General features: G+C 63.0%; 21 protein-coding genes. 11 read left to right on the top strand and 10 right to left on the bottom strand.

Annotated elements, in window-relative coordinates; all coding sequences use genetic code 11:
* Window positions 1-24: 24 nt before the first annotated feature.
* Window positions 25-3,171, bottom strand: a complete 3,147-nt coding sequence (locus tag IVA92_RS25645; protein WP_247276900.1) for a multidrug efflux RND transporter permease subunit — start codon at window positions 3,169-3,171, stop codon at window positions 25-27.
* Entirely contained in the window at window positions 3,168-4,340 is a 1,173-nt protein-coding gene (locus IVA92_RS25650) for an efflux RND transporter periplasmic adaptor subunit (RefSeq protein ID WP_247276901.1), read from the bottom strand. Before IVA92_RS25650 ends, IVA92_RS25645 begins: the two co-directional genes overlap by 4 nt.
* Window positions 4,341-4,716: 376 nt before the next feature.
* Here IVA92_RS25650 and IVA92_RS25655 point away from each other — a divergent pair, with 376 nt between their 5' ends.
* The 6 genes from IVA92_RS25655 to IVA92_RS25680 all read left to right on the top strand — a co-directional run bounded on the left by IVA92_RS25655 (window position 4,717) and on the right by IVA92_RS25680 (window position 10,523).
* Window positions 4,717-4,956 (top strand): hypothetical protein, encoded by a 240-nt coding sequence (locus IVA92_RS25655; protein WP_247276902.1) that lies wholly within the window; start codon window positions 4,717-4,719, stop codon window positions 4,954-4,956.
* Window positions 4,957-5,179: 223 nt separating this feature from the next.
* Window positions 5,180-7,582: a TonB-dependent receptor gene (locus IVA92_RS25660; RefSeq protein ID WP_247276976.1), complete on the top strand. Its 2,403-nt coding sequence runs from the start codon at window positions 5,180-5,182 to the stop codon at window positions 7,580-7,582.
* 2 nt (window positions 7,583-7,584) lie between these two features.
* A complete protein-coding gene (locus tag IVA92_RS25665) occupies window positions 7,585-8,274 on the top strand; it encodes a Fe2+-dependent dioxygenase (RefSeq protein ID WP_247276903.1) in 690 nt (229 codons plus the stop codon).
* A complete protein-coding gene (gene exbB, locus IVA92_RS25670) occupies window positions 8,271-9,236 on the top strand; it encodes a tonB-system energizer ExbB (RefSeq protein WP_247276904.1) in 966 nt (321 codons plus the stop codon). Before IVA92_RS25665 ends, exbB begins: the two co-directional genes overlap by 4 nt.
* Before the next feature lie 3 nt (window positions 9,237-9,239).
* Window positions 9,240-9,698 (top strand): TonB system transport protein ExbD, encoded by a 459-nt coding sequence (exbD, locus tag IVA92_RS25675; RefSeq protein WP_247276905.1) that lies wholly within the window; start codon window positions 9,240-9,242, stop codon window positions 9,696-9,698.
* A gap of 9 nt (window positions 9,699-9,707) precedes the next feature.
* Window positions 9,708-10,523 (top strand): TonB family protein, encoded by an 816-nt coding sequence (locus IVA92_RS25680; RefSeq protein WP_247276906.1) that lies wholly within the window; start codon window positions 9,708-9,710, stop codon window positions 10,521-10,523.
* Here the strand turns inward: IVA92_RS25680 and IVA92_RS25685 are convergent.
* The 3 genes from IVA92_RS25685 to IVA92_RS25695 all read right to left on the bottom strand — a co-directional run bounded on the left by IVA92_RS25685 (window position 10,511) and on the right by IVA92_RS25695 (window position 12,619).
* A complete protein-coding gene (locus tag IVA92_RS25685; protein ID WP_247276977.1) occupies window positions 10,511-10,933 on the bottom strand; it encodes a hypothetical protein in 423 nt (140 codons plus the stop codon). The genes IVA92_RS25680 and IVA92_RS25685 overlap by 13 nt on opposite strands.
* Window positions 10,934-10,996: 63 nt before the next feature.
* A complete protein-coding gene (locus IVA92_RS25690; protein ID WP_247276907.1) occupies window positions 10,997-11,677 on the bottom strand; it encodes a site-2 protease family protein in 681 nt (226 codons plus the stop codon).
* A 78-nt stretch (window positions 11,678-11,755) separates the two neighbouring features.
* On the bottom strand, window positions 11,756-12,619 hold the full coding sequence (locus IVA92_RS25695; protein ID WP_247276908.1) for a LysR family transcriptional regulator: 864 nt from the start codon (window positions 12,617-12,619) through the stop codon (window positions 11,756-11,758).
* Between the two features lie 89 nt (window positions 12,620-12,708).
* Between IVA92_RS25695 and IVA92_RS25700 the strand changes: the two genes are divergently transcribed.
* Window positions 12,709-13,617 (top strand): DMT family transporter, encoded by a 909-nt coding sequence (locus IVA92_RS25700; RefSeq protein ID WP_247276909.1) that lies wholly within the window; start codon window positions 12,709-12,711, stop codon window positions 13,615-13,617.
* Between the two features lie 2 nt (window positions 13,618-13,619).
* Here the strand turns inward: IVA92_RS25700 and IVA92_RS25705 are convergent, their stop codons facing one another.
* From IVA92_RS25705 to IVA92_RS25725, 5 genes are all read right to left on the bottom strand, one after another.
* Window positions 13,620-14,012 carry a GFA family protein gene (locus IVA92_RS25705; RefSeq protein ID WP_247276910.1) on the bottom strand — a complete coding sequence of 131 codons (393 nt, stop codon included), beginning with the start codon at window positions 14,010-14,012 and terminating at the stop codon, window positions 13,620-13,622.
* 7 nt (window positions 14,013-14,019) lie between these two features.
* A complete protein-coding gene (locus IVA92_RS25710; RefSeq protein WP_247276911.1) occupies window positions 14,020-14,766 on the bottom strand; it encodes an SDR family NAD(P)-dependent oxidoreductase in 747 nt (248 codons plus the stop codon).
* Window positions 14,767-14,785: 19 nt separating this feature from the next.
* Window positions 14,786-15,517 carry an SDR family oxidoreductase gene (locus IVA92_RS25715; RefSeq protein WP_247276912.1) on the bottom strand — a complete coding sequence of 244 codons (732 nt, stop codon included), beginning with the start codon at window positions 15,515-15,517 and terminating at the stop codon, window positions 14,786-14,788.
* Window positions 15,518-15,652: 135 nt separating this feature from the next.
* Window positions 15,653-17,479 (bottom strand): IlvD/Edd family dehydratase, encoded by a 1,827-nt coding sequence (locus tag IVA92_RS25720; RefSeq protein WP_247276913.1) that lies wholly within the window; start codon window positions 17,477-17,479, stop codon window positions 15,653-15,655.
* 122 nt (window positions 17,480-17,601) lie between these two features.
* Window positions 17,602-18,702 carry a LacI family DNA-binding transcriptional regulator gene (locus tag IVA92_RS25725; protein WP_247276914.1) on the bottom strand — a complete coding sequence of 367 codons (1,101 nt, stop codon included), beginning with the start codon at window positions 18,700-18,702 and terminating at the stop codon, window positions 17,602-17,604.
* Between the two features lie 201 nt (window positions 18,703-18,903).
* On the opposite strand from IVA92_RS25725, the gene ugpC reads away from it, so the two are divergent.
* The 4 genes from ugpC to IVA92_RS25745 all read left to right on the top strand — a co-directional run bounded on the left by ugpC (window position 18,904) and on the right by IVA92_RS25745 (window position 23,279).
* Window positions 18,904-19,971, top strand: a complete 1,068-nt coding sequence (gene ugpC, locus IVA92_RS25730; protein ID WP_247276915.1) for a sn-glycerol-3-phosphate ABC transporter ATP-binding protein UgpC — start codon at window positions 18,904-18,906, stop codon at window positions 19,969-19,971.
* 42 nt (window positions 19,972-20,013) lie between these two features.
* Window positions 20,014-21,333 (top strand): ABC transporter substrate-binding protein, encoded by a 1,320-nt coding sequence (locus IVA92_RS25735; RefSeq protein WP_247276916.1) that lies wholly within the window; start codon window positions 20,014-20,016, stop codon window positions 21,331-21,333.
* 64 nt (window positions 21,334-21,397) lie between these two features.
* Entirely contained in the window at window positions 21,398-22,351 is a 954-nt protein-coding gene (locus tag IVA92_RS25740; RefSeq protein WP_247276917.1) for a sugar ABC transporter permease, read from the top strand.
* Complete coding sequence (locus IVA92_RS25745; RefSeq protein ID WP_247276918.1) at window positions 22,344-23,279, top strand: carbohydrate ABC transporter permease; 936 nt, start codon at window positions 22,344-22,346, stop codon at window positions 23,277-23,279. The genes IVA92_RS25740 and IVA92_RS25745 overlap by 8 nt, the downstream gene beginning before the upstream one ends.
* Window positions 23,280-23,310 lie beyond the last annotated feature (31 nt).

The raw sequence follows: 23,310 nt of genomic DNA on the forward strand, positions 1-23,310 counted from the left end.
CGTCGCGAGAGGTGCGGTGCAAGCTTACTCGGCGGCTTGCTTGACGGTGCTGTGCTCGGGCGCCTCGTCGCCTTCGCCGTCACCCGAACGGCCCCAGGTGGAGAACCAGTTGTTGAGCTTGTCGAGATAGAGATAGACCACCGGCGTGGTGAACAGCGTCAGCGCTTGGCTGACGATCAGGCCGCCGACCATGGCGTAGCCGAGCGGTTGGCGGATCTCGGCGCCGGTGCCGTGGCCGAGCATCAGCGGCACGCCGCCTAGCAGCGCGGCCATCGTGGTCATCATGATTGGCCGGAAGCGAAGGAGCGCGGCCTGGCGGATCGATTGCTCCGGCGTCTTGTGTTCGTCGCGTTCGGCGGCGATCGCGAAGTCGACCATCATGATGCCGTTCTTCTTCACGATGCCGATCAGCAGGATGATGCCGATCAGCGCGATCAGGCTGAAGTCGAAGCCGGCCGCCATCAAGATCGCGAGCGCGCCGACGCCGGCCGAGGGCAGGGTCGACAGGATGGTGATCGGATGGATATAGCTCTCGTAGAGGATGCCGAGGATCAGGTAGACCACGACGAGCGCGGCGAGGATCAACAGCGGCACGGTGCCGAGCGATTGCTGGAACGCCTGCGCGGTGCCCTGGAAGCTCGAATTCAGCGTCGGCGGCGCGCCGAGCTCGGTCATCGCCCGCTGCACGGCTTCCGTGGCCTGGCCAAGCGCGGCGCCTTGCGCGAGGTTGAAGCTGATCGTGATCGCCGGGAACTGACCCTGATGGCTGATCGAGAGCGGGCGGACCGGATCGGTGGTCCAGGTCGCGAAGGTCGACAGCGGCACCTGCTCGCCGGTCAGCGGCGATTTCAAATAGAGCTTGTTCAGGCTTTCGAGATCGCCCTGCATCTCGGGCAGGATCTCGAGGATCACCTTGTAGGTGTTGAGCTGGGTGAAATACTGCGTGACCTGCCGCTGGCCGAAGGCGTCATACAGCGTGTCGTCGATCATCTGCGGCTGGATACCATAGCGCGAGGCGGTGTCGCGGTTGATCTTGAGCTGGACCGTGGTGCCCTGCGTCTGCTGGTCCGTCGCGACGTCGCGCAGCTCCGGCAACGTCTGCATCTTGGCGAGGATCTTCGGTGCCCAGTCGTTGAGCTCGGCGAGATCGGCGTCCTGTAGGGTGAACTCGAACTGCGTGCGGGTCGGCCGGCCGCCGAGCCGGACGTCCTGGGCCGCTTGCATGTAAAGACGGGCGCCCTCGACCTTGTCGAACTGCGGACGCAGGCGCGCGATGATCTGCTGAGCCGATGCCTCGCGCATATCGCGAGGCTTCAGTGTGATGTACAGGGCGCCATTGTTGCCGGCGCGTCCGCTGCCGCCGATCGCCATGGCAACGCTCGCAACGTCGGGATCGGCCAGGATGATCTTGCCGAGCTGCTCCTGGCGTCTGAGCATCTCCTTGAAAGAAATGTCCTGCGAGGCTTCGGACGTGGCCGTGATCAAGCCGACGTCCTGTTGCGGGAAGAAGCCCTTCGGGATCAGAATGAACAGGTAAATCGACAATCCAAGCGTGGCGAAGAAGATCGCGAGCGTGGTGCGGCGCCAGGCCAGAGCGTGGTCGAGCACATATTCGTAGCCGCGCAACATGCCGTCGAAGGCGCGCTCACTCCATTGGTAGAACTTGCCGTGGGTCACCTCGCCATGCGCGCGCAGGAAGCGCGAGGCCATCATCGGCGTCAGCGTCAGCGACACGAACATCGAGACGAAGATCGTCATCGCCAGCACTACGGCGAATTCGCGGAACAGGCGCCCGATGATGCCTCCCATCAGCAGCAGGGGAATCAGCACCGCGACCAGCGAGATGCTGATCGAGACGATGGTGAAACCGATTTCCTTGGAGCCCTTGAAGGCCGCCGCGAGCGGGGATTCGCCTTCCTCGATATAGCGGGTGATGTTCTCGAGCATCACAATGGCGTCGTCGACCACGAATCCGACCGCGATGGTGAGCGCCATCAGCGACAGATTGTCCAGCGAATAGCCGACCACCCACATCAAGGCGCACGCACCCAATAATGCCAATGGCACCGTCACCGTGGGAATGACGGTGGCCCAGAAGCTGCGCAGGAAGATGAAGATGACCATGACCACGAGCGCGATGGTCAGCAGCAGCGTGAACTGGACGTCCTCGACCGCGGCACGGATCGTGGTGGTGCGGTCGCTGATCAGCTCGATCTTGATTGCGGGCGGAATAGCGGCCACCAGCCTGGGTAGGGTGGCCTTGATGCGGTCGACAGTGTCGATGACGTTGGCACCGGGCTGCTTGAAGATCACCAGGAACACGCCGCGCTTGCCGTTGGCCCAGGCCGCCTGCTTGGCGTCTTCGGCGCCGCTGACCGCCTGGCCGATATCGCGGATTCGCAAGGGGCCGCCATTGCGATAGGCGATGATGACGTCGTTCCAGTCCTTGGCGTGGGTGAGCTGGTCGTTGGCGTAGATCGTGTAGGCGCGCTTGGGCCCGTCGATATTGCCCTTCGGGCTGTCGACGGTGGTAATGGCGATCTGGCTGCGGACGTCCTCCATCGACAGGCCCTTGGCGACGAGCTTCGCCGGGTCGATTTGAATGCGGATGGACGGCTTCTGCTGGCCGCCGATGAAGACCTGCGCGACGCCGGAGAGCTGGCTGATTTGCTGGGCGAGCTGGGCGTCGACGGCGTCGCTGACGCTGGTCAGCGGCAGTGTCTCGGAGGTGGCCGACAGCAGCAGGATCGGGGCGTCCGCAGGGTTGACCTTACGGTAGGTCGGCGGCGAGGGCAGGTTCTTCGGGAGCTGGCCGCTGGCGGCGTTGATCGCCCCCTGAACGTCGTTGGCGGCGCCGTCGATGCTGCGATTGAGGTCGAACTGGATGGTGATCGACGCCGTGCCCAGATAGCTCGTCGAGGTCATCTGGGCGATGCCGGGAATTTGGGCGAATTGCCGCTCGAGCGGTTGCGCCACCGACGAGGCCATCGTCTCGGGGCTGCCGCCCGGCAGGTTGGCGGTGACCTGGATGGTCGGGAAGTCCACCTGCGGCAGCGGCGCAACCGGCAGCAGGGGATAGGCGACGAGGCCGACGAAGAGAATGCCGGCCATCAGCAGCGAGGTGCCGATGGGATAACGGATGAAGAGTGCCGAAATCCCGCCCTCGGTCATTCCTGTCGCACCTTGTTCTGGGCCGGATCCGAGCTCGCCACCGCTGTCGAGACGAGGCTTCCAGGCTGCACCTTGAACTGACCGCCGGTGATGACCTGCTGCCCGGGCGTGAGGCCTTCATCAATGACCGAACGTCCATCGATGCCATAGCTGACCTTGATCTTGTGCACTTCGGCCTTGTTGTCCTGATTGACGGTATAGGCGTACAGGCCGTTGGTCGAATGCTGGACTGCATCATCGGGAACGACGGTCGCATCCCTCAGCGTCCGCACCAGAAGACGCGTCGAAACCGACTGGCCCGGCCACAGCGAGTGGTCCTTGTTGTCGAACACCGCCTTGAGCCGAATAGTCCCGCTGCTCGCGTCGACCTGGTTGTTGATGACGGCGAGCTTACCTTCCGCCAGCGTCTTCTTGCCGTCGGTGGTGAAGGCGATCACCTTGAGCGCGCCGGCCTTCTGGCCTTCGCTGATATAGGGAAGCTGGTCTTCCGGTGCCGTGAAGATCACGGCGATCGGCTCGACCTGCGAGATCGTGACGATGCCGGTCTGCGTCGATGCGTTGACGATGTTGCCAATGTCGACCTGGCGCAGCCCCGCGACGCCCGTGATCGGCGCCTTGATCTGGGTGTAGTCGAGCTGGGTCTGGGCGTTGGCGATCGCTGCTTCGTCGGCGGCGATCTGGGCGGTGAGCTGGGCGACGGTGGAGCGCTGGGTATCGACCCGCTGTGCGGTTGCGAATTCGCCGAGCCTCATAGCGCGCTGGAGTTCGAGATTGGCGTTGGCGAGGTTTGCCTCGTCCTGCGCCTTCTTGGCCTTGGCCTGATCGAGGGCGGCTTGATAGGGGCGGGGATCAATCGAGACCAGAAGCTCGCCTTGCTGGACGATCTGGCCTTCGCGGAAGGCGAGCTTGTCGATCTGACCATCCACCCGGCTGCGGACTTGGACGGTGTTGAAGCCCTGAACCGTGCCGAGACCGGTCAGATAGACCGGAAAGTCGGTCTTCTGGACCGGGGCAACGCTGACCGGGACGGGCTGCGGCCGGGGCGGAGCTTTCTCGGCTGTCTGGGTCTTTCCGGCCCCAGGCGAGCCGAATTTCTGCCAACCATAGTAACTCGCGGAGCCCACGGCCGCGATAATCAGAATCCAGAGGATCGGCCGTGTTTTTTTCATATCGGCTCGGCGGCTCTCGTGCCCCCAAGCTACGAATTATGGGGCAATCATAGGGTTCCAGCGCGCTTGTATAATACACGCCAAGTTTAAGTGTAAACAGCACTATCGGTCGAGAATCCTAAACAATTGGAAAGCTTTGCACCCCATGCAGCAGTCTGGCGCGGCGGTGTGCAATGCTGCTTTTTTCCGACTCGAACGATCCGCGTGCGAGCGCTGCCCAATGCCCCGGACGCCGTGTGTGTGGCGCTGGGGGACAACGCGGAAAGCCACCAGGTCGGCAGGTCACGAGAAGGGTTCTAAATCGCGCGCAGCCCGTTTCGGTTGTCAGGAAAATCAGCATCGGTCATATCGGCGCCGCCACGAATGGAGCGCAGCGATGGACGAATTGAACGGCAAGCTGATCGCGTGTCAGATTCTGATCACGGGGCTGATCGCGCGCGTCGCCAACGAGCAGCGCGATCCCTTCCGCTTTCTCACCGACTTCCGCGACGAGATCAAAGCCGTCGTCAACGGCGTCAACATCGCGGGGATGGGCAACACCGATCGCGTGCGTGCGGTCGCGCAGAAAACTGTCGACGAATTGTTCTCGCTGATGAAGCCGCCGAGCAGCGACTGATGCCACGAGCACGACGCCGATTTCGCGGCGTTTTCGCGCTCGTTTTAGAACGACTCCAATCTTTGGTTAGAATGATTTCAAACAGCAGTTTAGAATCGTTTTGATCTGGACCTATTCAAGCGTTCTCGCGGCGTGCTCGCATTGACCCGCTATTTTGTGGCCGATACCACAGCCCATCGTTCATCGAAGTGAATGAGCGAACAGGAAGATGGGGCGTTTGGTAATGGGGCAGGTGGTCGCACCGAAGTCGTTGCGTTCGGTCGTAGCGTTCAACTCAATGGATGAGAAGTCCGCTGGCATTTCCGGCAAGAAGGTTTCAGCAGTCGCGAGCTTGATTGCGGTGGCGTCGGTGTCAAGCGGCGCAGAAGCACAGCAGTCGAACCTGCCGCCGGTGACGGTCGATGCTCCGGTCCAACGTCCGCGTCCGGTGGCCTCGAAGCCTTCGCCGGAGCAGGTCCGCGCCCGCAACGCGCTTCGCCGCGCCGCGCAGCGGCAGCAGGCAGCCCAGCAGACTGCGCCCTCCGTCCCCGCGGGCGAAGTGGACCGCAATCCGTATTCCGATCCGGCGGCGCCGTACAAGGTCGACCACGTCCAGGCTTCCGGCAAGTTTCCCGAGAAGATGCTGAACACGCCCAAGACCATCACGGTGCTCAGTAAGGAAGTGCTCGAGGACAAGAACGCGACGACGCTGAAGGAGATCGGACGTTCGACCGCGGGCGTCACGCTGGGCTCGGGCGAGGGCGGCAACGCGTTCGGCGACCGCTTCTTCATCCGCGGTTTCGACGCGCGCAACGACGTCTTCATCGACGGCATCCGCGATCCCGCCGTGTCCATCCGCGAGAACTTCTTCACCGAGCAGATCGAGATTCTGCGCGGACCGGCATCCTCCTACGCCGGCCGCGGCACCGCCGGCGGCGCGATCAACATCGTCACCAAGCAGGCCGGCGACGTCAACTTCAAGCGGATGGACAGCGAGTTCGGCACCGATCAGACCAAGCGCGTTACGCTCGACGTCAACCAGGTCATCGATCCGACCTTCTCGGTGCGTGCGGGCGGTTTGTTCCAGGACGCCAATGTCGCCGGGCGCAACTACGTGACCGATAATCGCTGGGGCAGCTTCATCTCGACGAAGTACACTCCGACCAGTGACATCAAGATCACAACGAACTACGTCCATACCGACCTCAGCGGCTATCCCGATTTCGGCGTGCCCTATTACAAGCAGGGCAACGTGCCGGTGACCTCGGCCGGCATTCCGCGCGAAAACTGGTACGGCTTCCTCAAGCGCGACTTCCAGACCGCGCGGCAGGATTTCGGCACCGGCACGATCGAGTACAAGGTCAACGAAGCCATCACGCTGACCAGCAAGGTGCGCGGCGAGCATTCACTGCTCAACTACATCGGCACGCTGCCGCAGAACCCGAATACCACCAGCCCCAACCGGCTGCTCTGGACCACGACGGCGAGCGCACAGAGCCGCTACCAGAACGTGGACGTGTGGGCCAATCAGAACGAGGCCACGTTCAAGCTCGACACAGGAGGCGTCAAGCACACCGCGGTGTTCGGCGTCGAATATTCGAACGAGAACATCTCGATCGACCGTTATGCCGGCCTTGCGTCGGAACTGTCCGGCTCCGGATTCACGAGCAACGGTGCTGTCCAGGGCGTCAATCTTTACTCCCCCCAGTTCACCTACATTCCCTTCGGTATACCGTCGCTAATTGGAAATCCGACGCGCTATGGCGTCAACACCAGCAGCGTGTATGTCATGGACACCGCGAATTGGCAGGACACGATCATCGTCAATGGCGGCGTCCGCTACGACGGCTATAGCCAGAGTTCGTCGACCAACGCGGCTTATCTGAAGCAGAACGCCGACCTGGTGAACTACAACGTCGGCCTGGTCTACAAGCCGATGACGATCGGCAGCCTCTATGCGGCTTATGCAACCTCTGCCAATCCGTTCGGATCAGAGCTTGATGCGACCGCTACCGATTACGGTGGTGTTCCGCCCAACACGGCCGTCTTGCTCGGGCCCGAACGCAACAAGGCGATCGAGCTCGGCACCAAATGGGAGCTCGCCGATCGCCACCTGCTGGTGACCGGCGCGCTGTTCCAGACCACCAAGGACAATGCGCGCGAGACCAATGCCGCGGGCTTGCTCACCTCCAATGCGGCCTACCGCATCCAGGGCATCGACATCGAGGCCGAAGGCAAGATCACTGACCGCTGGAGCATCTTCGGCGGCTTGGTGCTGATGCAGTCGAAGGTTACGCAGAGCAACATCCCCTCCAATATCGGCCTTCAGCTTGCCAATATTGCCCACCAGTCGTTCAGCATGCTGACCAAGTACAAGTTCGACGGCGGCTGGGAACTGGGCGGCCAGGCGGTGTACCGCTCGAAAGTCTATGGCGGCACGTTCGCGGCCAACACCAACGAGCTGCCGAGCTATTGGCGTTTCGATGCCTTCGTCGAGAAGAAGATCGACCAGAACTGGACCATGAAGTTCTACGCGCAGAACCTGACCAACAAGCTCTATTACGACTCATTCTATCGCAGCAACGTACCGTTCGTGGCGGTCGCGCCGGGGCGGGCGTTCTACATCGTGACGACAGCGAAGTTCTGATCATGTTGACGTGCCTGCCTGGCGTTCTCAGCAAGGATGATGTGGCGGATTTCCGCCGCATCATGGATGCCAGCGACTGGGAGGACGGCCGCTCCACCGCCGGCGCGCAGTCGGCGATGGTCAAGCGCAACGAGCAATTGCCGCCGGATGGCGAAGTCGCGCGCAAGCTCGGCAACCGCATCATCTCGGCGCTGACGTCGAACCCGCGCTTCATCGCGGCGGCAATCCCGCTCCAGATTTTCCCGCCGCTGTTCAACCGCTATGCGGCGAGCAGCGGTCACCATTTCGGCCTGCACGTCGACAATGCGATCCGCGGCGACCGCCTGACCGGCCTTCGCATCCGCACAGACCTGTCGGTCACGCTTTTCCTCGCCGAGCCGGAAGAGTACGACGGTGGCGAACTTGTGATCGAGGACACCTACGGATCGCACGAAGTCAAGTTGCCAGCCGGCGACTGCGTGCTCTATCCCTCGAGCAGCCTCCATCTGGTCACTCCGGTGACGAGGGGAACGCGGGTTGCGTCTTTCCTCTGGCTTCAGAGCATGGTACGGGACGATCAAGCCCGAAGCATGATCTTTGACCTCGACACCGCGATTCAGGCGCTGGTGGAACGGCTCGGGCGTGACGATCCCGAAACGGTCAAATTGACGGGTATCTATCACAACCTCATTCGCTACTGGGCCGAAGTATGAAGATCATGACCTTCCAAGCCAGCCTTGCCGCCGCCGCGATGCTGGCCGCCGCCTGGCTCGCATCTCCTGCTTCCGCCCAGATACAAACCCCGCCGGCGCCGGCGCAATCGACGGCTCAGCCGGCCCCGGCCGGTGCGCCGCCAGCGGCTACCGCACCTGCTGCCCCGGCACCTTCGGCTTCGACCGCAACCGCGCCCGCTGCTGCGACGGCGCCCCCCGCGACCGCCGCTTCGACCGCCAAGCCCGATGCAGCGGCCGCCATCGCGCCGGCCATGAAGGAATTGTCGCCCTGGGTGATGTTCATGTCGGCGGACGTCATCGTGAAGGCGGTGATGATCGGGCTCGCCTTTGCTTCGCTGGTGACTTGGACCGTCTTCATCGCAAAGTCGATCGAGCTGTCGGTTGCTTCCACCAAGCTGCGCTCGGCGCTGAAGAAGACCGCAGAGGCGCGCTCGCTCGCGGAAGCCCAGATGGCGCTCGGCACTAAGGAGGGCATCCTGCCATCCTTCCTGACGGCGGCCCTGCGTGAGGCGCGGATGTCGGCCGGCCTGTCAAGCGATGCCGGCATCAAGGAGCGCGCCGCTTCGAGCTTTGCCGAGATCGTGCGCGCGGAACAGCGCCGCATCCGCATCGGCATGGGCGTGCTCGCCACCATCGGCTCGACCTCGCCCTTCGTTGGCCTGTTCGGCACGGTCTGGGGCATCATGAACAGCTTCATCGGCATCTCGAAGTCGCAGACCACGAACCTCGCCGTGGTCGCGCCCGGCATCGCCGAGGCGCTGCTCGCCACCGCAATCGGTCTCGTCGCCGCGATCCCCGCCGTCATCATCTACAACCATTTCGCGCGCGTGACGAAAGGCTATCTCGAGCTCGTCAGCCGCGCCTCGGGCGCTGCGGGACGGCTGCTCTCGCGCGATCTCGATCGCAGCCACGGCAGCGTGCATTCGCGCGCAGCGGAGTGAACCATGGGCGTTTCGCTCGCAGACAACGACGGCGAAGACGACGATTTCTCGGAAACGCATGACATCAACGTCACACCGTTTATCGACGTCATTCTGGTGCTGCTGATCATCTTTATGGTCGCAGCGCCGCTCTCGACCGTCGACCTGCCGATCGATCTGCCGACGTCGAGCGCGACGCCGCAGAAGAAGCCAGACAAGCCGACCTATCTCAGCATCAAGCCCGATTTGACGCTTGCGATCGGAGAGAACCCGGTCCATCGGGCGGAGCTGATCGGCACCCTCGACGGTCTGTCCGACATGAGCAAAGACAAGTATGTCTTCCTGCGTGCCGATCGCTCTGTGCCGTATGGCGAGTTGATGGGGGTCATGGAGCTCTTGCGCTCAGGCGGCTATACGCGGGTGAAGCTGGTCGCGCTGGAAGGCGCTCCGGGGGCGCCCTCGGCAGGCGCCGCTCAGCCTTAGAGGCGCACCATGTCGAACGAACCCAGACCATCCAGGAAGCTTTGGGTCTTGGCGGCGGTGGCGGCGCTCGCGCTTCATCTGGGTGGTGCGGCGCTCGCGCTGGCGCACCTGCAAGCCGATGACGGCGACGACGGTCTGGGTGCGGCCGGCGCCGAGTTCGCCGTCGAGGTGGCCTCGCCAAAGGCGCCCGATACCGACCTTCCGCCCGGGCCTGACAGCGAAGCGATGCAGGAGCAGCAGGCGCTTCCCGAGCAGAAGGCTGAGACCAAGGAAACCGAGCTGCCAAAGGATCAGTCGCAACAGGTCGACGATCCTGATCGGGTCGTCACTGAGAACATCTCGAAGAAGCCGCAGGACGAGGATCCGAAGATTGCGGCGGTCGAAACTCCCGCTGCCGAGGCCTCGCCGAAGTCGGTTGCCACGGCACGGCAGGCACTCGATGAAGACGCGCGCGAGGCTGAGAAGGCCTTGGCGCCGGTGCTTGGGCTTGGCAAGGACATCCTGAAGATTACCGCGGACTGGAACCGCAAGATCAGCGCGCATCTGACGGCCCACAAGGTCAATCCGGAGGGCAAGGAGCCCAATAACCAGAAGGTCAAAGTGAGCTTTGCGATCAACCGCAGAGGAAACGTGCTTTCGGTCGAGGTCGTTGAGTCGTCCGGGGACGCGGCTTACGATGCGGCGGCAGTCTCGATTGTCCGTAAATCCGATCCCATTCCGCAGCCGCCCGCCGGGCTGACAGAGGACCGGTTCGAGCGCACCGTCGACATCATTTTCACGCCACCGGACGCGAAGAAAAAGAAGAAGACGGCTCAGCGCCAGTAGAGCCGGATCCCGACATAGACCACGATTAGACAGGCAAAGATCAGCGCCACCGGCAGCGGCCGTTTCTGGGTTCCGGCGAATGCCGTCGCCCCGAAGGCGGCGGCCTTCTTTGGCTTGGGGGTCGGGCGGCGGAAGGCGGTAACATTATCCGCCGCCGTTTCAGGCGGACGGGGGCGGACGTCAGGCGGCGTTCCCGCTCCGCCCATCTCGGCATAGTAGGCCTTGTAGATCGCGCCGATGGTGGCCTCGGTGGCTTCGCCCTCGCTCATCTCCGCCAGCAGGTTCTTGTAGCTCGCGAGGAACTCCTGGGCTTCCGCAGGCAGCGCGGACGCCCCGTTGAGCTTGGCCATCATCTTCCATGTGGCAAAATCGGCGCGGGCGCGGGTGTCGGCGCGTCGCGCGATCAGCATATCGGCAGCTTTGACCAAGTCGGCCTCTGGCCCTTCGGCTTGTGTTCGGGTGTCGCTGTTCAACTACACATTGCCGGTCAGGAACAGAACAGCCTGAATCACATAACCGGTCAACGTTCGCAGTATTGCTGAAATAACATCAAGATTTAGACCGAACTGCGAACCCGCCAGCGGCAGCAGGATCAGGAGGCCGATCAGGATCAGCATCCCGACTGGCTCGAGCCGGGCCAGCGGCAAGGCAAGCCGCTGCGGCAACAGCCCGACCGCGACCCGACCCCCGTCAAGCGGTGGGATCGGCATCATGTTGAACACCGCCAGGATCGCGTTGATCACGAGGGCATTCTTGAGGTTGTCCGCAACCCATTTCGCCGAACTCGCGGGCACCAGTGGCAGGGCATGAAAGGCGAGGGCGGCGGCGAGCGCCAGCAGGACGTTGGTGACGGGCCCGGCCAGCGCCACCCAGACCATGTCGAGCCTGGGGTTGTTCAGCTTGCGGAAATTGACCGGCACCGGCTTGGCGTAGCCGAACAGGAACGGCGAATGCGCAAACAGCAGCATCGCCGGCAGGATCAGGGTCCCGAACGGGTCGATGTGGCGGAGCGGATTGAAGCTGACGCGACCGAGCTGCGAGGCTGTGTTGTCCCCGAGCTGATGCGCGACGAAGGCGTGCGCAGCCTCATGGAAGGTGATGGCGAGCAGCACCGGCATCACCCAGACGGATAGATCATAAAAAGAAATGTTCACCAGCTCATCCGTTTCGGCTTCTGCCCGCGCGCCTCCCAAAGCAGGCCGTATAGGGCCACAACCCTTCACAATCTACCGTTATATGGCGTTCAATTCCGAAATTCCCCGTTGCAAATGGTCCGCGAGAAGGCCGCCTGCCGATGATAGGTGGCGCGCGCGGTGAAGGCGAATTTCCGCCGGCGGCAACGGCGGCATGCCGTCACAATCGGACAGCACGCGAAGGCTCGCCGGCAAGGTCCCTGCTTTCACCACCGTCACCACGAGGCCTTGAGCCGCAATCGTCTCGACTGCTGCGAGCGTCCGGCTGACATAGGCGAGGCGCCAGGGCACGCCAGCCGTGTCGAGCGCCTCCGCAGCCCATTGCCGGAACAGACACCCTGGCGGGTAGAGTGCCACGGGCAGGGGATTATGCGCCGCGGCGCGATAGGATGAGGCAGCCGCCCAGACCGCCCGCTCACGCCTCAAAAGCTCGCCGTCGCCACATCCTTGCGGATGCATGGCGATGACAAGATCGTAGGCATCGCCGAGCCGCGCCGGCATCGTCGCGGTCAGTCCCGTCTCGATCTCAATCCGGACCAGTGGATGATGCTTGGCAAAGCTCGTCAGCAGGGGCGGAATGACGATGGTGCCGTAGTCGTCCATCACGCCGAGGCGGACCACGGCTTCGGCCTTGCGTGCGCGAAGCGCCCCGACCGCCTCCGCGTTGAGCGCGAGAATGCGCTGCGCATAGGCGCGCAACTCTTCGCCTGCCGCGGTCGGCAGGACGCCGGCCCTGGTGCGCTGGAACAATCTTGTGCCGAGCCGCTCCTCTAAGCGCCTGATTTGAACGCTCACCGCCGATTGGGTCCGGTTGAGGACGTGGGCCGCGCGGGTGAACGAACGATGCTCGGTGACCGCGAGAAATGCCTTCAGCAGATTGGGATCGAGATCTGGTGTGGTCATGATGTAACGTTATCCCAGCATGACGGAAAATCCATTCCCCGTTTCGGCGCGCCTCTTATGCTGCCTTCGAAGCATTGATGGGAGCAATCGTGACCGAGATCTCTGGCGTTCTGGCTGCCGTGCTGTCGAGCGGCCTCGGCGGCACTTCGATCGGCGCCACGCGCTATCTCGTGAGTATGCTCGATCCGCTCGCGATCGGCTCGTTCAGGTTCGGCATCGGCTTTCTCCTGCTGCTGCCGCTCACGCTGCTGCGCGGAGACCGCTGGCCGGGGCGAGGGGACCGGGTCGCCGCGATCGGGCTTGGTCTTTTGTTCTTCGCCCTGTTCCCGATCCTATTCAATGCATCGCTGATCTTTACCACCGCCGCGCGCGGCGCGCTCGGTTTGTCGACGCTGCCTCTGCTCTCGCTGGTGATGGGGGCTGCGCTCGGCGCCGAATCGCTCACTTGGCGCAAGTCGATCGGTGTCGTAATTGCGACGTTTGGCGTCGCCCTTGCGCTTCTCTTCGACTTGGCTTCGGCGCCGTCGGGCGCCTGGCGTGGCGATCTGTTGATGATCGCTGCGGCCGCGTGTATGGCACTTTACGGTATCTGGTCAAAGCCGCTGATCCGGCGTTCCAGCCCGATCGCCTTCACGACCATGAGCATGGCGGCAGGCGCGACGTGCCTCATCCTGCTCTCATATGTACGCAGCAGTTTTGTGCCGGTGACCGGCTTCGGCACACCGCAATGGCTCGCGGCGCTCTATCTCGGGGCCTTCGGAGCCGCGCTGACCTTTTATCTCTGGGCCTTCGCGCTCGAGCGGACCACGCCGACGCGTGTCGCGATCTCGGTGACGGTCAATCCGATCACGGCATCGCTGGTTGGCGCCTATTTGCTGCACGAACCGCTAAGCTGGAATCTGGCGGCCGGCATCGTCGCGGTGTTTGTCGGGATATGGATTGCGACGACGGACCAGCGTGCTCAGGCGGTGAGCGCATCCGTTTCAAACCAGGCCTGACATCAAGCCGGGATCGTGGTCTGATATTGCGTCAGGCCGTCGTCGAGCTTCAGCCAGGCAAGCTTTTCCGAGACCCAGATGTGCTCGGTGGGCGCGAAGGCGTTGCGATCATCGAACGTGGCCAGCGCGACGCCGGCGAGCGTACCGTTGCGGCGCCAGGCGAACAGCCGCGTGCCGCACCGCTTGCAGAACACGCGGTCGATGTTCTCGGAGGAGGCGAAGCGGGCGGTATCGCCCTCGACGCTGAGCGCGCGCTGGTCGAATTGCGCGCGGGCGAAGTAGGGCGAGCCCATTGCTTTCTGACAGATGCGGCAATGGCAGATGCGGACGTTGAGCGGTTCGCCCTCGGCCTTGAACCGCACCGCGCCGCAGAGGCATCCGCCTTCCCGGATCATGATGTCCTCAATAAGTTGCGCGACCGCCAGAGATATCGAAGACCGCGCCGGTGGAGAACGCGCAGTCCTCGGATGCGAGCCAGGCCACCATCGCGGCCAGCTCTTCCACCAGCACGAAGCGCCCCTTCGGGATTTTCGACAGCATGAAGTCGATATGCTGCTGCGTCATCTGGTCGAAGATCGCGGTCTTCGCCGCCGCCGGTGTCACCGCGTTGACAAGGATGTCGTGGGCGGCGAGCTCCTTGCCGAGCGATTTCGTCAGTGCGATCAGACCGGCCTTGGACGCCGAATAGTGCGAGGCGTTCGGATTGCCTTCCTTACCGGCGATGGAGGCGATGTTCACGATGCGCCCGTATTTCTGCTTGAGCATCACGGGCACGATCGCCTTGGAGACGATGAAAGGACCGTCCAGGTTGATGCGTAGCACCTTGCGCCATTCCTCGATGTCGGTCTCCCAGACCGGCTTGTTGACGCCGGCGATGCCGGCATTGTTGACGAGGATGTCGATCTTGCCGAAAGCGCCGAGCGTGGCATCGCATGCCTGCTCGACGGCTGCGGTGTCGGTGACATCGACCTTAAAGACGCGGACGCCGTCGCCGATCTCCTTCGCCGTCTTCTCGGCCAGCGCGGCATCGAAATCCCAAATGGCGACCTTGGCGCCGGAGACGACGAAGCGCTCGGTAATCGCGCGGCCAAAGCCCTGCGCGCCGCCGGTGACGACAGCGGCGCGGCCGTTGAGGTCGATCTTGTTCATGAGACGTGACCCCTGAACATCAGAGCATGTAGCCGCCGTCGACGACGAGGTCGACGCCGGTGGTGAAGGCGCTTTCGTCACTGCCGAGATAGACCGCCATCGCCGCGATCTCGTCGGCGGTGCCGAGGCGGCCCATCTTCTGGCGGGAGATGAACATCTCCTTGCCTTGCGGCCCCTGCGCGGCGGCGCGGTCGAGCATCGAGGGCGTCTCGACGGTGCCGGGACAGATGCTGTTGCAGCGGATGCCCTTGGTGATGAAATCGAGCGCGACCGCGCGCGTCAGCAGCGACACCGCCGCCTTCGACGCGCTGTAGACGTAACGGTTGGCCGGCGGCCGCAGCGCCGCGCAGGACGAGATGTTGACGATGCTGCCGCCGCCCCCTGCCAGCATCTCGGGCAGAAACGCCCTGATGGTCCGGTGCATCGACTTGACGTTGAGGTCGAACGAGAAGTCAAAATCCTCTTCCGAGCACTCCAAGATCGTGCCGTGGTGCACGAAGCCCGCAGCGTTGAGCAGGATGTCGATCTTGCCGACGCGCTTGGCGAAGGCGTTGACGTCGGCGGTGTTGCGGACGTCGAGTTTTGCGACTTCGGCGACGCCTTCCTTGGTGAGGCTCGCAATGCCGCTCTCGTTGATATCGGTGGCGATGACGGTCGCGCCCTCACGCGCGAATGCGACGGCGCAGGCACGCCCGATGCCTGCGGCTGCAGCGGTGACGACGGCCCGCTTTCCCTTGAGGCGGTCTGCCATGTTCTTGTTCTCCTTCGTGTAGTTTCAATGCCAACCCACGTCATTGCGAGGAGCTCTTGCGACGAAGCAATCCAGGCCATCTCCGTGGAGATATCTCTGGATTGCTTCGCTTCGCTCGCAATGACGGTGTGGCTGCTAGTGGTTATCTCTTGCCACGCCAAAGGTGCCGGCGACGTTCTGATAGCGCGTGGCGAGCTCCATGCAGGCGCCGGTCGATTGTTGGCCGACCGTATTGCGATAGATCTCCTGCCACGGCGTCTGGTTCGGCGGATGCTTGAAGCCGCCGCTGGCCTTGAGCTCGGCATGGCGCTTCTTCAGTTCCTCCTCCGAGATCAGGATGTTGGCGCTGCCCTTGTTGAGGTCGATGCGCACCTTGTCGCCGGTTTTGAGGATGGCGAGCCCGCCATTGGCCGCCGCTTCCGGCGAGGCGTTCAGGATCGAGGGCGAACCCGAGGTGCCGGACTGGCGGCCGTCGCCGATGCAGGGCAGGGACAGGATGCCGCGTTTGATCAATGCTGCCGGGGGCTGCATGTTCACGACCTCGGCGCCGCCGGGGTAGCCGATCGGCCCGGTGCCGCGGATGAACAGCACGCAGCGCTCGTCGATGTCGAGCGAGGGATCGTCGATGCGCTCGTGATAATCCTCGGGCCCCTCGAACACGATGGCGCGGCCTTCGAAGGCGTTGAGGTCCTTGGGGTTGCTGAGATAGCGGTCGCGAAACTCCTTGGAGATCACGCTGGTCTTCATGATCGCGGAATCGAACAGATTGCCCTTTAGGACCAGGAAGCCGGCGTCCTTCACCAGCGGCTTGTCGTAGGTCCAGATCACGTCCTTGTCAGGCGCCGGTGCGTTCCTACAGTTCTCGCCGATGCCGCGGCCATTGACTGTCACTGCGTCCTCATGGATGCGCTTGTGCTTCATCAGCTCGCGCACCACAGCCGGAACGCCGCCGGCGCGGTGGAACTCCTCGCCGAGATAGAAGCCGGCCGGCTGCATGTTGACCAGCAGCGGCACGTCGTGGCCGAATTTCTGCCAGTCGTCGATCGAGAGCTCGACGCCGATGTGGCGGGCCAGCGCGTTGATGTGGATCGGCGCGTTGGTCGAGCCACCGATCGCCGAATTGATGACGATGCAGTTCTCGAACGCCTTGCGGGTCAGGATGTCCGAGGGTTTCAGATCCTCCCAGACCATCTCGACGATGCGCTTGCCCGTCTCATAGGCGATCTGGCCGCGCTCGCGGTAGGGGGCGGGAATCGCCGCGCAGCCCGGCAGCGAGAAGCCGAGCGCTTCGGCGAGCCCGTTCATGGTCGAGGCGGTGCCCATGGTGTTGCAATGGCCGACCGAGGGCGCCGAGGAGGCCACGATTTCCATGAACTCTTCATAGTCGATCTCGCCGGCGGCGAGCCGCTCGCGCGACTTCCAGACGATGGTGCCGGAGCCGGTGCGCTCGCCGGCATGCCAGCCGTTCAGCATCGGGCCGCCCGACAGCACGATCGCGGGCAGGTTGACGGTCGCCGCGGCCATCATGCAGGCCGGCGTCGTCTTGTCGCAGCCGGTGGTCAGCACCACGCCGTCGAGGGGATAGCCGTAGAGGATCTCGACCAGGCCGAGATAAGCGAGATTGCGGTCGAGCGCCGCGGTCGGACGTTTGCCGGTCTCCTGGATCGGATGGGTCGGGAATTCCATCGCAATGCCACCGGCCTCGCGGATGCCCTCGCGGACGCGATGGGCCAGCTCGATATGATGGCGGTTGCAGGGTGAAAGATCATTGCCGGTTTGCGCGATGCCGATGATCGGCTTACCGGATTGAAGTTCGGCGCGGGTGAGGCCGTAGTTCAAATAGCGCTCCATATAGAGCGCGGTCATGCCCGGATTGTGTGGGTTGTTGAACCATTCCTGCGAGCGAAGGTGGCGGCGAGCGCCGTTGCCGGCAGCGTGCCCATTGGTTGGCTTTTTTGTCATTGGTCTCTCCTGCAATGCAAACGCACTGGCGTCCGTCTCAATCTGTCGGCTGGTGCGATGCCCAGCGGCGCGAGCGATGGTCTGCCGGCCCGCTGGCGGGTCATTTCCTCACAAGTACGATACTAATCTTGGCTACTTGGTAACGCTACCATTTTGTTGGCGGCGCCGGCTCCGGAAGCGGCTGGTCGATTGTCCGAACGCCGCGACAACGAGCTTTGACGCTCGATCACCTTGAAGCCGAGGTCGAGCACCGGTTGCTCGGGCCGCCGTCCATCGATCGCGTCGATCAGCATGGTCGCGGCCGTTTTCCCCATCTCGTAGCGATTGGTGCGCACGCTGCTGAGGGTGGGGACGGCTGAGGCCATGAATTCGAGGTCGTTGAATCCGACGATCGCGATCTGCTCCGGGACGGCGATCTCCCGGCGCCGGCATTCAAACAGGACGCCGAGCGCGAGGTCGTCATTGGCACAGAACACCGCATCGATGCCGGGGTCCCGCGCGAGCAGGTCGGTGAACAGGGCGCCGCCGAGCGTCACCGATGTCGGCGTCGCCGTCGTCACGACGAGCCGCTGCTCGAACAGGGCGGCGTCCTTCATGGCCGAGACATATCCATCGAGCCGCCGCTGCACCCGCGGATCCATCCGCGCGCCGATGAAGCCGACCTTGCGGTGACCCTGCGCGAACAGGTGGGCAACTGCCGCGCGCGCAGCATCATGGTGCGAAAAGCCGATCATCATGTCGACCGGATTGGGGCCGATCTCCATGATCTGCACGATCGGGCAGTCGGCAGCCTCCAGCATCGCGCGCGATTCTGTGGTCTGGTCGATGCCCGTGACGATCAGCCCGGCCGGCTTCTGCGCCAGAAACAGGCGCAGCAGCTTCTCCTCCTGGAGGATGCTGTAGCGGGTGTTGGACAGCTGGATCGAGTAACGGCTGCCTTCGGAGGCGTCATAGATGCCGCGCAGCACGTCGGAGAACACGTTATTGGTGAGGGATGGGATCAATACACCGATCACCTCGGTGCGTTGCGAGGCCAGCGCGCGTGCAGCAAGGTTCGGCACATAGCCGAGCTCCTTGGCGGCGCTCTCGACCCGCGTCCGCTTGGCAACCGACAGTGCTTCCGGATTGCGGAAGAAGCGGGACGCCGTGATCGGGCTGACGCCGGCAAGCTCGGCGACTTCCGCCAGCCGGATTTTGCCTGACTTGGTGCGTTTTCGACCCATTGCTGCTCTTAACACAGTCACGGTCGCAAACAAAGGAACGTTGACAGCGCTACCAGCAACGACTAACCAAAGACAAATTGCCAAAACCGCACAAACTGCCGACAATGTTGCCCGCTATGATCGGGCCTGGTTCGGTAAAGTCTGAAAAAGCAAGACGGTCGCGGCGCGAAGGGCGTCGTCGACTTTCGAGGAGGGAGCTAGATGTCGTCTGTGCAAATCCGCGACGTGCGGAAATCGTTCGGCAATTTTGAAGTCCTGCACGGCGTGACCATTCCGATCGAAGACGGCCAGTTCGTCGTTCTGGTCGGCCCCTCCGGCTGCGGCAAGTCGACGCTTCTGCGCATGCTCGCCGGTCTCGAGAACATCACCTCCGGCACGATCTCGATCGGCGACCGCGTCGTCAACAATGTCCAGCCCAAGGAGCGGGACATTGCGATGGTGTTCCAGAACTACGCGCTCTATCCGCACATGACGGTGGCCGAGAACATGGGCTTCTCATTGAAGCTGCGGAATGCCAGCTCGGACGAGATCAACAAGCGCGTCAAGCGCGCCGCCGAGATCCTGGCGCTGTCGCCGCTGCTCGATCGCTATCCGCGCCAGCTCTCGGGCGGCCAGCGTCAGCGCGTCGCCATGGGCCGCGCCATCGTGCGCGATCCGCAGGTGTTCCTGTTCGACGAACCCTTGTCGAACCTGGACGCCAAGCTGCGCGTCGCCATGCGCACCGAGATCAAGGAGCTGCACCAGCGGCTGAAGACGACGACCGTCTACGTCACCCACGACCAGATCGAGGCCATGACCATGGCCGACAAGATCGTCGTCATGCATGACGGCATCGTCGAGCAGATGGGCACGCCGCTCGAGCTCTACGACAAGCCCGACAACCAATTCGTCGCCGGCTTCATCGGCTCGCCCGCCATGAACTTTCTCAAAGGTCATGTGCGCGTCAACGGCGTTGCTACCTTCGAGGGACCGAACGGTGTCAAGCTGCCGCTCAAGACTGCGCCGACGGCGTCCGACGGCCGTCCTGCCGTCTATGGCGTGCGGCCTGAGCATTTCACCATCGCCGATGACGGCGCCGAGGCGGAGATCATCGTGGTCGAGCCGACCGGCTCGGAGACGCAGGTGTTCGCCAAGGTCGGCGGCGAGCAGGTCGTCGCGGTCTTCCGCGAGCGCCACCAGTTCAACCCGGGCGACAAGGTGCGGCTGAAGCCCGACCCGTCGCTGGTGCATTTGTTCGACGAGGCCACAGGCAAGCGCCTGAACGCCTAGCGTAAGACGTAAGACAAGAAAAAGCATCACAGGGAGGACGATATGCAAGACTTTACCCGCCGGACTCTGCTTCAAGGCGGAACGGCTCTGGCTGCGACCGGCATGCTGACTGGGCCGGCACTGTTCGATTTCGCCAAGGCCTGGGCGCAGAGCGCGCCCTGGAAGGCGGAGCCCGGTGCCAAGCTGACCGTGATGCGGTGGAAGCGCTTCGTGCCGCAGGAGGACGATGCGTTCAACGCGATGGTTGCGGCGTTCAAGGCTGCGACCGGCACCGAGATGAACGTATTCAGCGAATCCTTCGAGGACGTGCAGCCGAAGGCATCGGTTGCGGCCAATACCGGCTCAGGGCTCGATCTCGCCTGGGGCTTGCACACGCTGCCGCAGCTGTTCCCCACCAAAGTGCTGAAGATGAACGACGTCGCCGACTATCTCGGCAAGAAGTATGGCGGCTGGACCGATGCGGCCGCCAAGACTTGCAAGCTCGGCGACGATTGGCTCGGCATTCCCGTGGCGACCAACGGCGGTTACATGACCTACCGCAAGTCGGCGATCGACAAGGCGGGCTTCAAGGAGTTTCCGACGGACTTCCCCGGCTTCCTCGAAATGTGCAAGGCGCTGAAGGCGAACAACACGCCGGCCGGCTTCGCCCTCGGGCATGCCTCGGGCGACGGCAATTCGTGGCTGCATTGGGTGCTGTGGGGGCACGGGGCCTACACCGTCGATCAGAACGACAAGATCATCATCAATTCGCCGGAGACGGCGAAGGCGCTGGAATATTGCAAGGCGCTGTACGAGAACTTCATCCCGGGCACCCCGTCCTGGAACGATTCCTCCAACAACAAGGCGTTCCTTGCCGGCGAGCTCTATTGCACGGCGAACGGCATCTCGATCTACGTGGCCGCCAAGACCGATGCGACCAAGAAAGAGCTTGCCGCCGATACCTATCATGCCCTCTGGCCGGTTGGTCCGGTCGGCAAGCCGACCGAGCTGCAGCTGGCGCTGCCGATCCTCGCCTTCAACTTCACCAAATATCCGAATGCGGCGAAGGCGTTCGTCGCCTTCATGCTGGAGAAGGAGAACTACGAGAAGTGGCTGGATGGCGCGCAAGGTTATCTGACCCAGACCTTGAACGCCTATGAGTCGGCACCGATCTGGACGGCGGATCCGAAGAACGCCGTGTTCTCGCAGGCCTCCAAGCGCACGCTGCCGGCGTCCGGCATCGGCACGGTCGGCGAGAAGGCGGCGACGGCGATCGCCGATTTCATCGTCGTCGACATGTTCGCCAATTACTGCACCGGCGCCAAGGATGCGAAGGGCGCGATGGCGGAAGCCGAGCGCCAGCTGAAGCGCATCTATCGCTGAGGGTCACGGAGCGGGCGGCCGTCCGGCCGCCCGCTCGTCAACATTTCGATCAGGGATATCGGGCATGGCTGATGTCGCAATTCCCCGGGCCAAGCCTCAGATGAGCGAGGCTAGCGCCTGGACCCAGCTCAAACACAATCGAAATTGGCTCGGCTTCTGGTTCATGGTGCCGGCCATGGCGTTCCTGATCTTCTTCCTGGCCTATCCGCTGGGGCTCGGCATCTGGCTGTCCTTCACGGACACGCGTATCGGAAGGGTCGGGCACTTCATCGGCACCGAGAACTACGAGTGGCTCTGGGACGATTCGATCTTCTGGCTCTCGGTGTTCAATACGCTGCTCTACACCTTTGTCGCCAGCGCTCTCAAATTCGCGGTCGGACTCTATCTGGCGCTGCTGCTCAACGAGCACATGCCCTTCAAGGCGATGCTGCGCGCGATGGTGCTCATCCCCTTCATCGTTCCGACCGTGCTCTCGGCACTCGCCTTTTGGTGGATCTTCGACTCGCAATTCTCGATCATCTCCTGGTCGCTGAAGCATCTCGGCCTGATCAGCCAGAACATCAATTTCCTGGGCGACACGACCTGGGCGCGTATTTGCGTGATCTTCGCCAATATCTGGCGCGGCGTGCCGTTCGTGGCGATCACGCTGCTCGCTGGCCTGCAGACCGTCTCGCCGTCGCTCTATGAAGCAGCAACGCTCGACGGTGCCACGCGTTGGCAGAATTTCCGGTACATCACCTATCCGCTGCTGACGCCGATCATCGCTGTCGTGATGACCTTCTCCGTGCTCTTCACCTTCACCGACTTCCAGCTGATCTGGGCGATGACTCGCGGCGGCCCGGTCAACGCCACCCACCTGATGGCAACCTTGTCCTATCAGCGCGCGATCATCGCCGGGCAACTGGGCGAGGGGGCCGCGATCTCAAGCGCCATGATTCCATTCCTGCTCGCTGCGATCATGGTTTCCTGGTTCGGCTTGCAGCGTCGCAAGTGGCAGCAAGGGGAAAGCAATGACTGATCTCCCCACCTCGCGGATCGATCTCAAGGCCGTGCTGCATGGCTCGGCGCCGACAGTCGCGAAGGATGATCACAGCGAAGGCATGAGCTATCTGCAGTCGGTGCCGCGCCGGCTGGTGACGCTCTATCTGCCGCTTGCGATCATCGTCGTCGTCCTCCTGTTCCCGTTCTACTGGATGGCGCTGACCTCGGTGAAGCCCGACGAGCAGCTGCTTGATCTTGACAAGTACAATCCGTTCTGGACCTGGAACCCGACGTTCAAGCACTTCCACAAGCTGCTGTTCGAGAGCTACTATCCGTACTGGCTCTGGAACACGATGTACGTGGCGATCTGCGCCACGGTGCTCTCGATCATCGCATCGGTGTTCGCGGCCTACGCGATCGTGCGGTTGCGCTACAAGGGTGCCAATCTCGTCGGGGGGCTGATCTTCCTCGCCTATCTCGTGCCGCCGTCGATCCTGTTCATTCCGCTCGCCACCGTCGTGTATCAGTACGGCCTTTTCGACTCGCCGCTGGCGCTGATCCTGACCTATCCGACGATACTGATCCCGTTCTCGACCTGGCTGTTGATGGGCTATTTCAAGACCATCCCATTCGAGCTCGAGGAATGCGCGCTGATCGACGGAGCGAGCCGCTGGCAGATCCTGATCAAGATCGTCGTGCCGCTCGCAATCCCCGGCCTGATCTCGGCCTTCATCTTCTGTTTCACGCTGTGCTGGAATGAGTTCATTTACGCCCTGACGTTCCTGCAGTCGACCAGCAACAAGACGGTGCCGGTCGCGATCGTCAACGAGTTCGTCGATGGTGACATCTACCGCTGGGGTTCGCTGATGGCGGGAGCATTGGCCGGCTCGCTGCCGCTCGTCATCCTTTACGCCTTCTTCGTGGAGCATTATGTGTCGGCGATGACCGGCGCCGTGAAGGAATGATCGCGGGGCTTGCCGAGGACGCGTTGGGAGC

Source organism: Bradyrhizobium sp. 154 (assembly GCF_023073875.1).
GTDB lineage: Bacteria > Pseudomonadota > Alphaproteobacteria > Rhizobiales > Xanthobacteraceae > Bradyrhizobium.

Coding starts and splice junctions, on each gene's coding strand:
- IVA92_RS25735 (WP_247276916.1), top strand. CDS start 20,014: ATGCAAGACTTTACCCGCCGGACTCTGCTTCAAGGCGGAACGGCTCTG.
- IVA92_RS25645 (WP_247276900.1), bottom strand. CDS start 3,171: ATGACCGAGGGCGGGATTTCGGCACTCTTCATCCGTTATCCCATCGGC.
- exbD (WP_247276905.1), top strand. CDS start 9,240: ATGGGCGTTTCGCTCGCAGACAACGACGGCGAAGACGACGATTTCTCG.
- exbB (WP_247276904.1), top strand. CDS start 8,271: ATGAAGATCATGACCTTCCAAGCCAGCCTTGCCGCCGCCGCGATGCTG.
- IVA92_RS25685 (WP_247276977.1), bottom strand. CDS start 10,933: ATGCTGATCGCGCGACGCGCCGACACCCGCGCCCGCGCCGATTTTGCC.
- IVA92_RS25745 (WP_247276918.1), top strand. CDS start 22,344: ATGACTGATCTCCCCACCTCGCGGATCGATCTCAAGGCCGTGCTGCAT.
- IVA92_RS25660 (WP_247276976.1), top strand. CDS start 5,180: ATGGGGCAGGTGGTCGCACCGAAGTCGTTGCGTTCGGTCGTAGCGTTC.
- IVA92_RS25665 (WP_247276903.1), top strand. CDS start 7,585: ATGTTGACGTGCCTGCCTGGCGTTCTCAGCAAGGATGATGTGGCGGAT.
- IVA92_RS25650 (WP_247276901.1), bottom strand. CDS start 4,340: ATGAAAAAAACACGGCCGATCCTCTGGATTCTGATTATCGCGGCCGTG.
- IVA92_RS25680 (WP_247276906.1), top strand. CDS start 9,708: ATGTCGAACGAACCCAGACCATCCAGGAAGCTTTGGGTCTTGGCGGCG.
- IVA92_RS25740 (WP_247276917.1), top strand. CDS start 21,398: ATGGCTGATGTCGCAATTCCCCGGGCCAAGCCTCAGATGAGCGAGGCT.
- IVA92_RS25705 (WP_247276910.1), bottom strand. CDS start 14,012: ATGATCCGGGAAGGCGGATGCCTCTGCGGCGCGGTGCGGTTCAAGGCC.
- IVA92_RS25725 (WP_247276914.1), bottom strand. CDS start 18,702: ATGGGTCGAAAACGCACCAAGTCAGGCAAAATCCGGCTGGCGGAAGTC.
- IVA92_RS25715 (WP_247276912.1), bottom strand. CDS start 15,517: ATGGCAGACCGCCTCAAGGGAAAGCGGGCCGTCGTCACCGCTGCAGCC.
- IVA92_RS25720 (WP_247276913.1), bottom strand. CDS start 17,479: ATGACAAAAAAGCCAACCAATGGGCACGCTGCCGGCAACGGCGCTCGC.
- IVA92_RS25655 (WP_247276902.1), top strand. CDS start 4,717: ATGGACGAATTGAACGGCAAGCTGATCGCGTGTCAGATTCTGATCACG.
- ugpC (WP_247276915.1), top strand. CDS start 18,904: ATGTCGTCTGTGCAAATCCGCGACGTGCGGAAATCGTTCGGCAATTTT.
- IVA92_RS25695 (WP_247276908.1), bottom strand. CDS start 12,619: ATGACCACACCAGATCTCGATCCCAATCTGCTGAAGGCATTTCTCGCG.
- IVA92_RS25710 (WP_247276911.1), bottom strand. CDS start 14,766: ATGAACAAGATCGACCTCAACGGCCGCGCCGCTGTCGTCACCGGCGGC.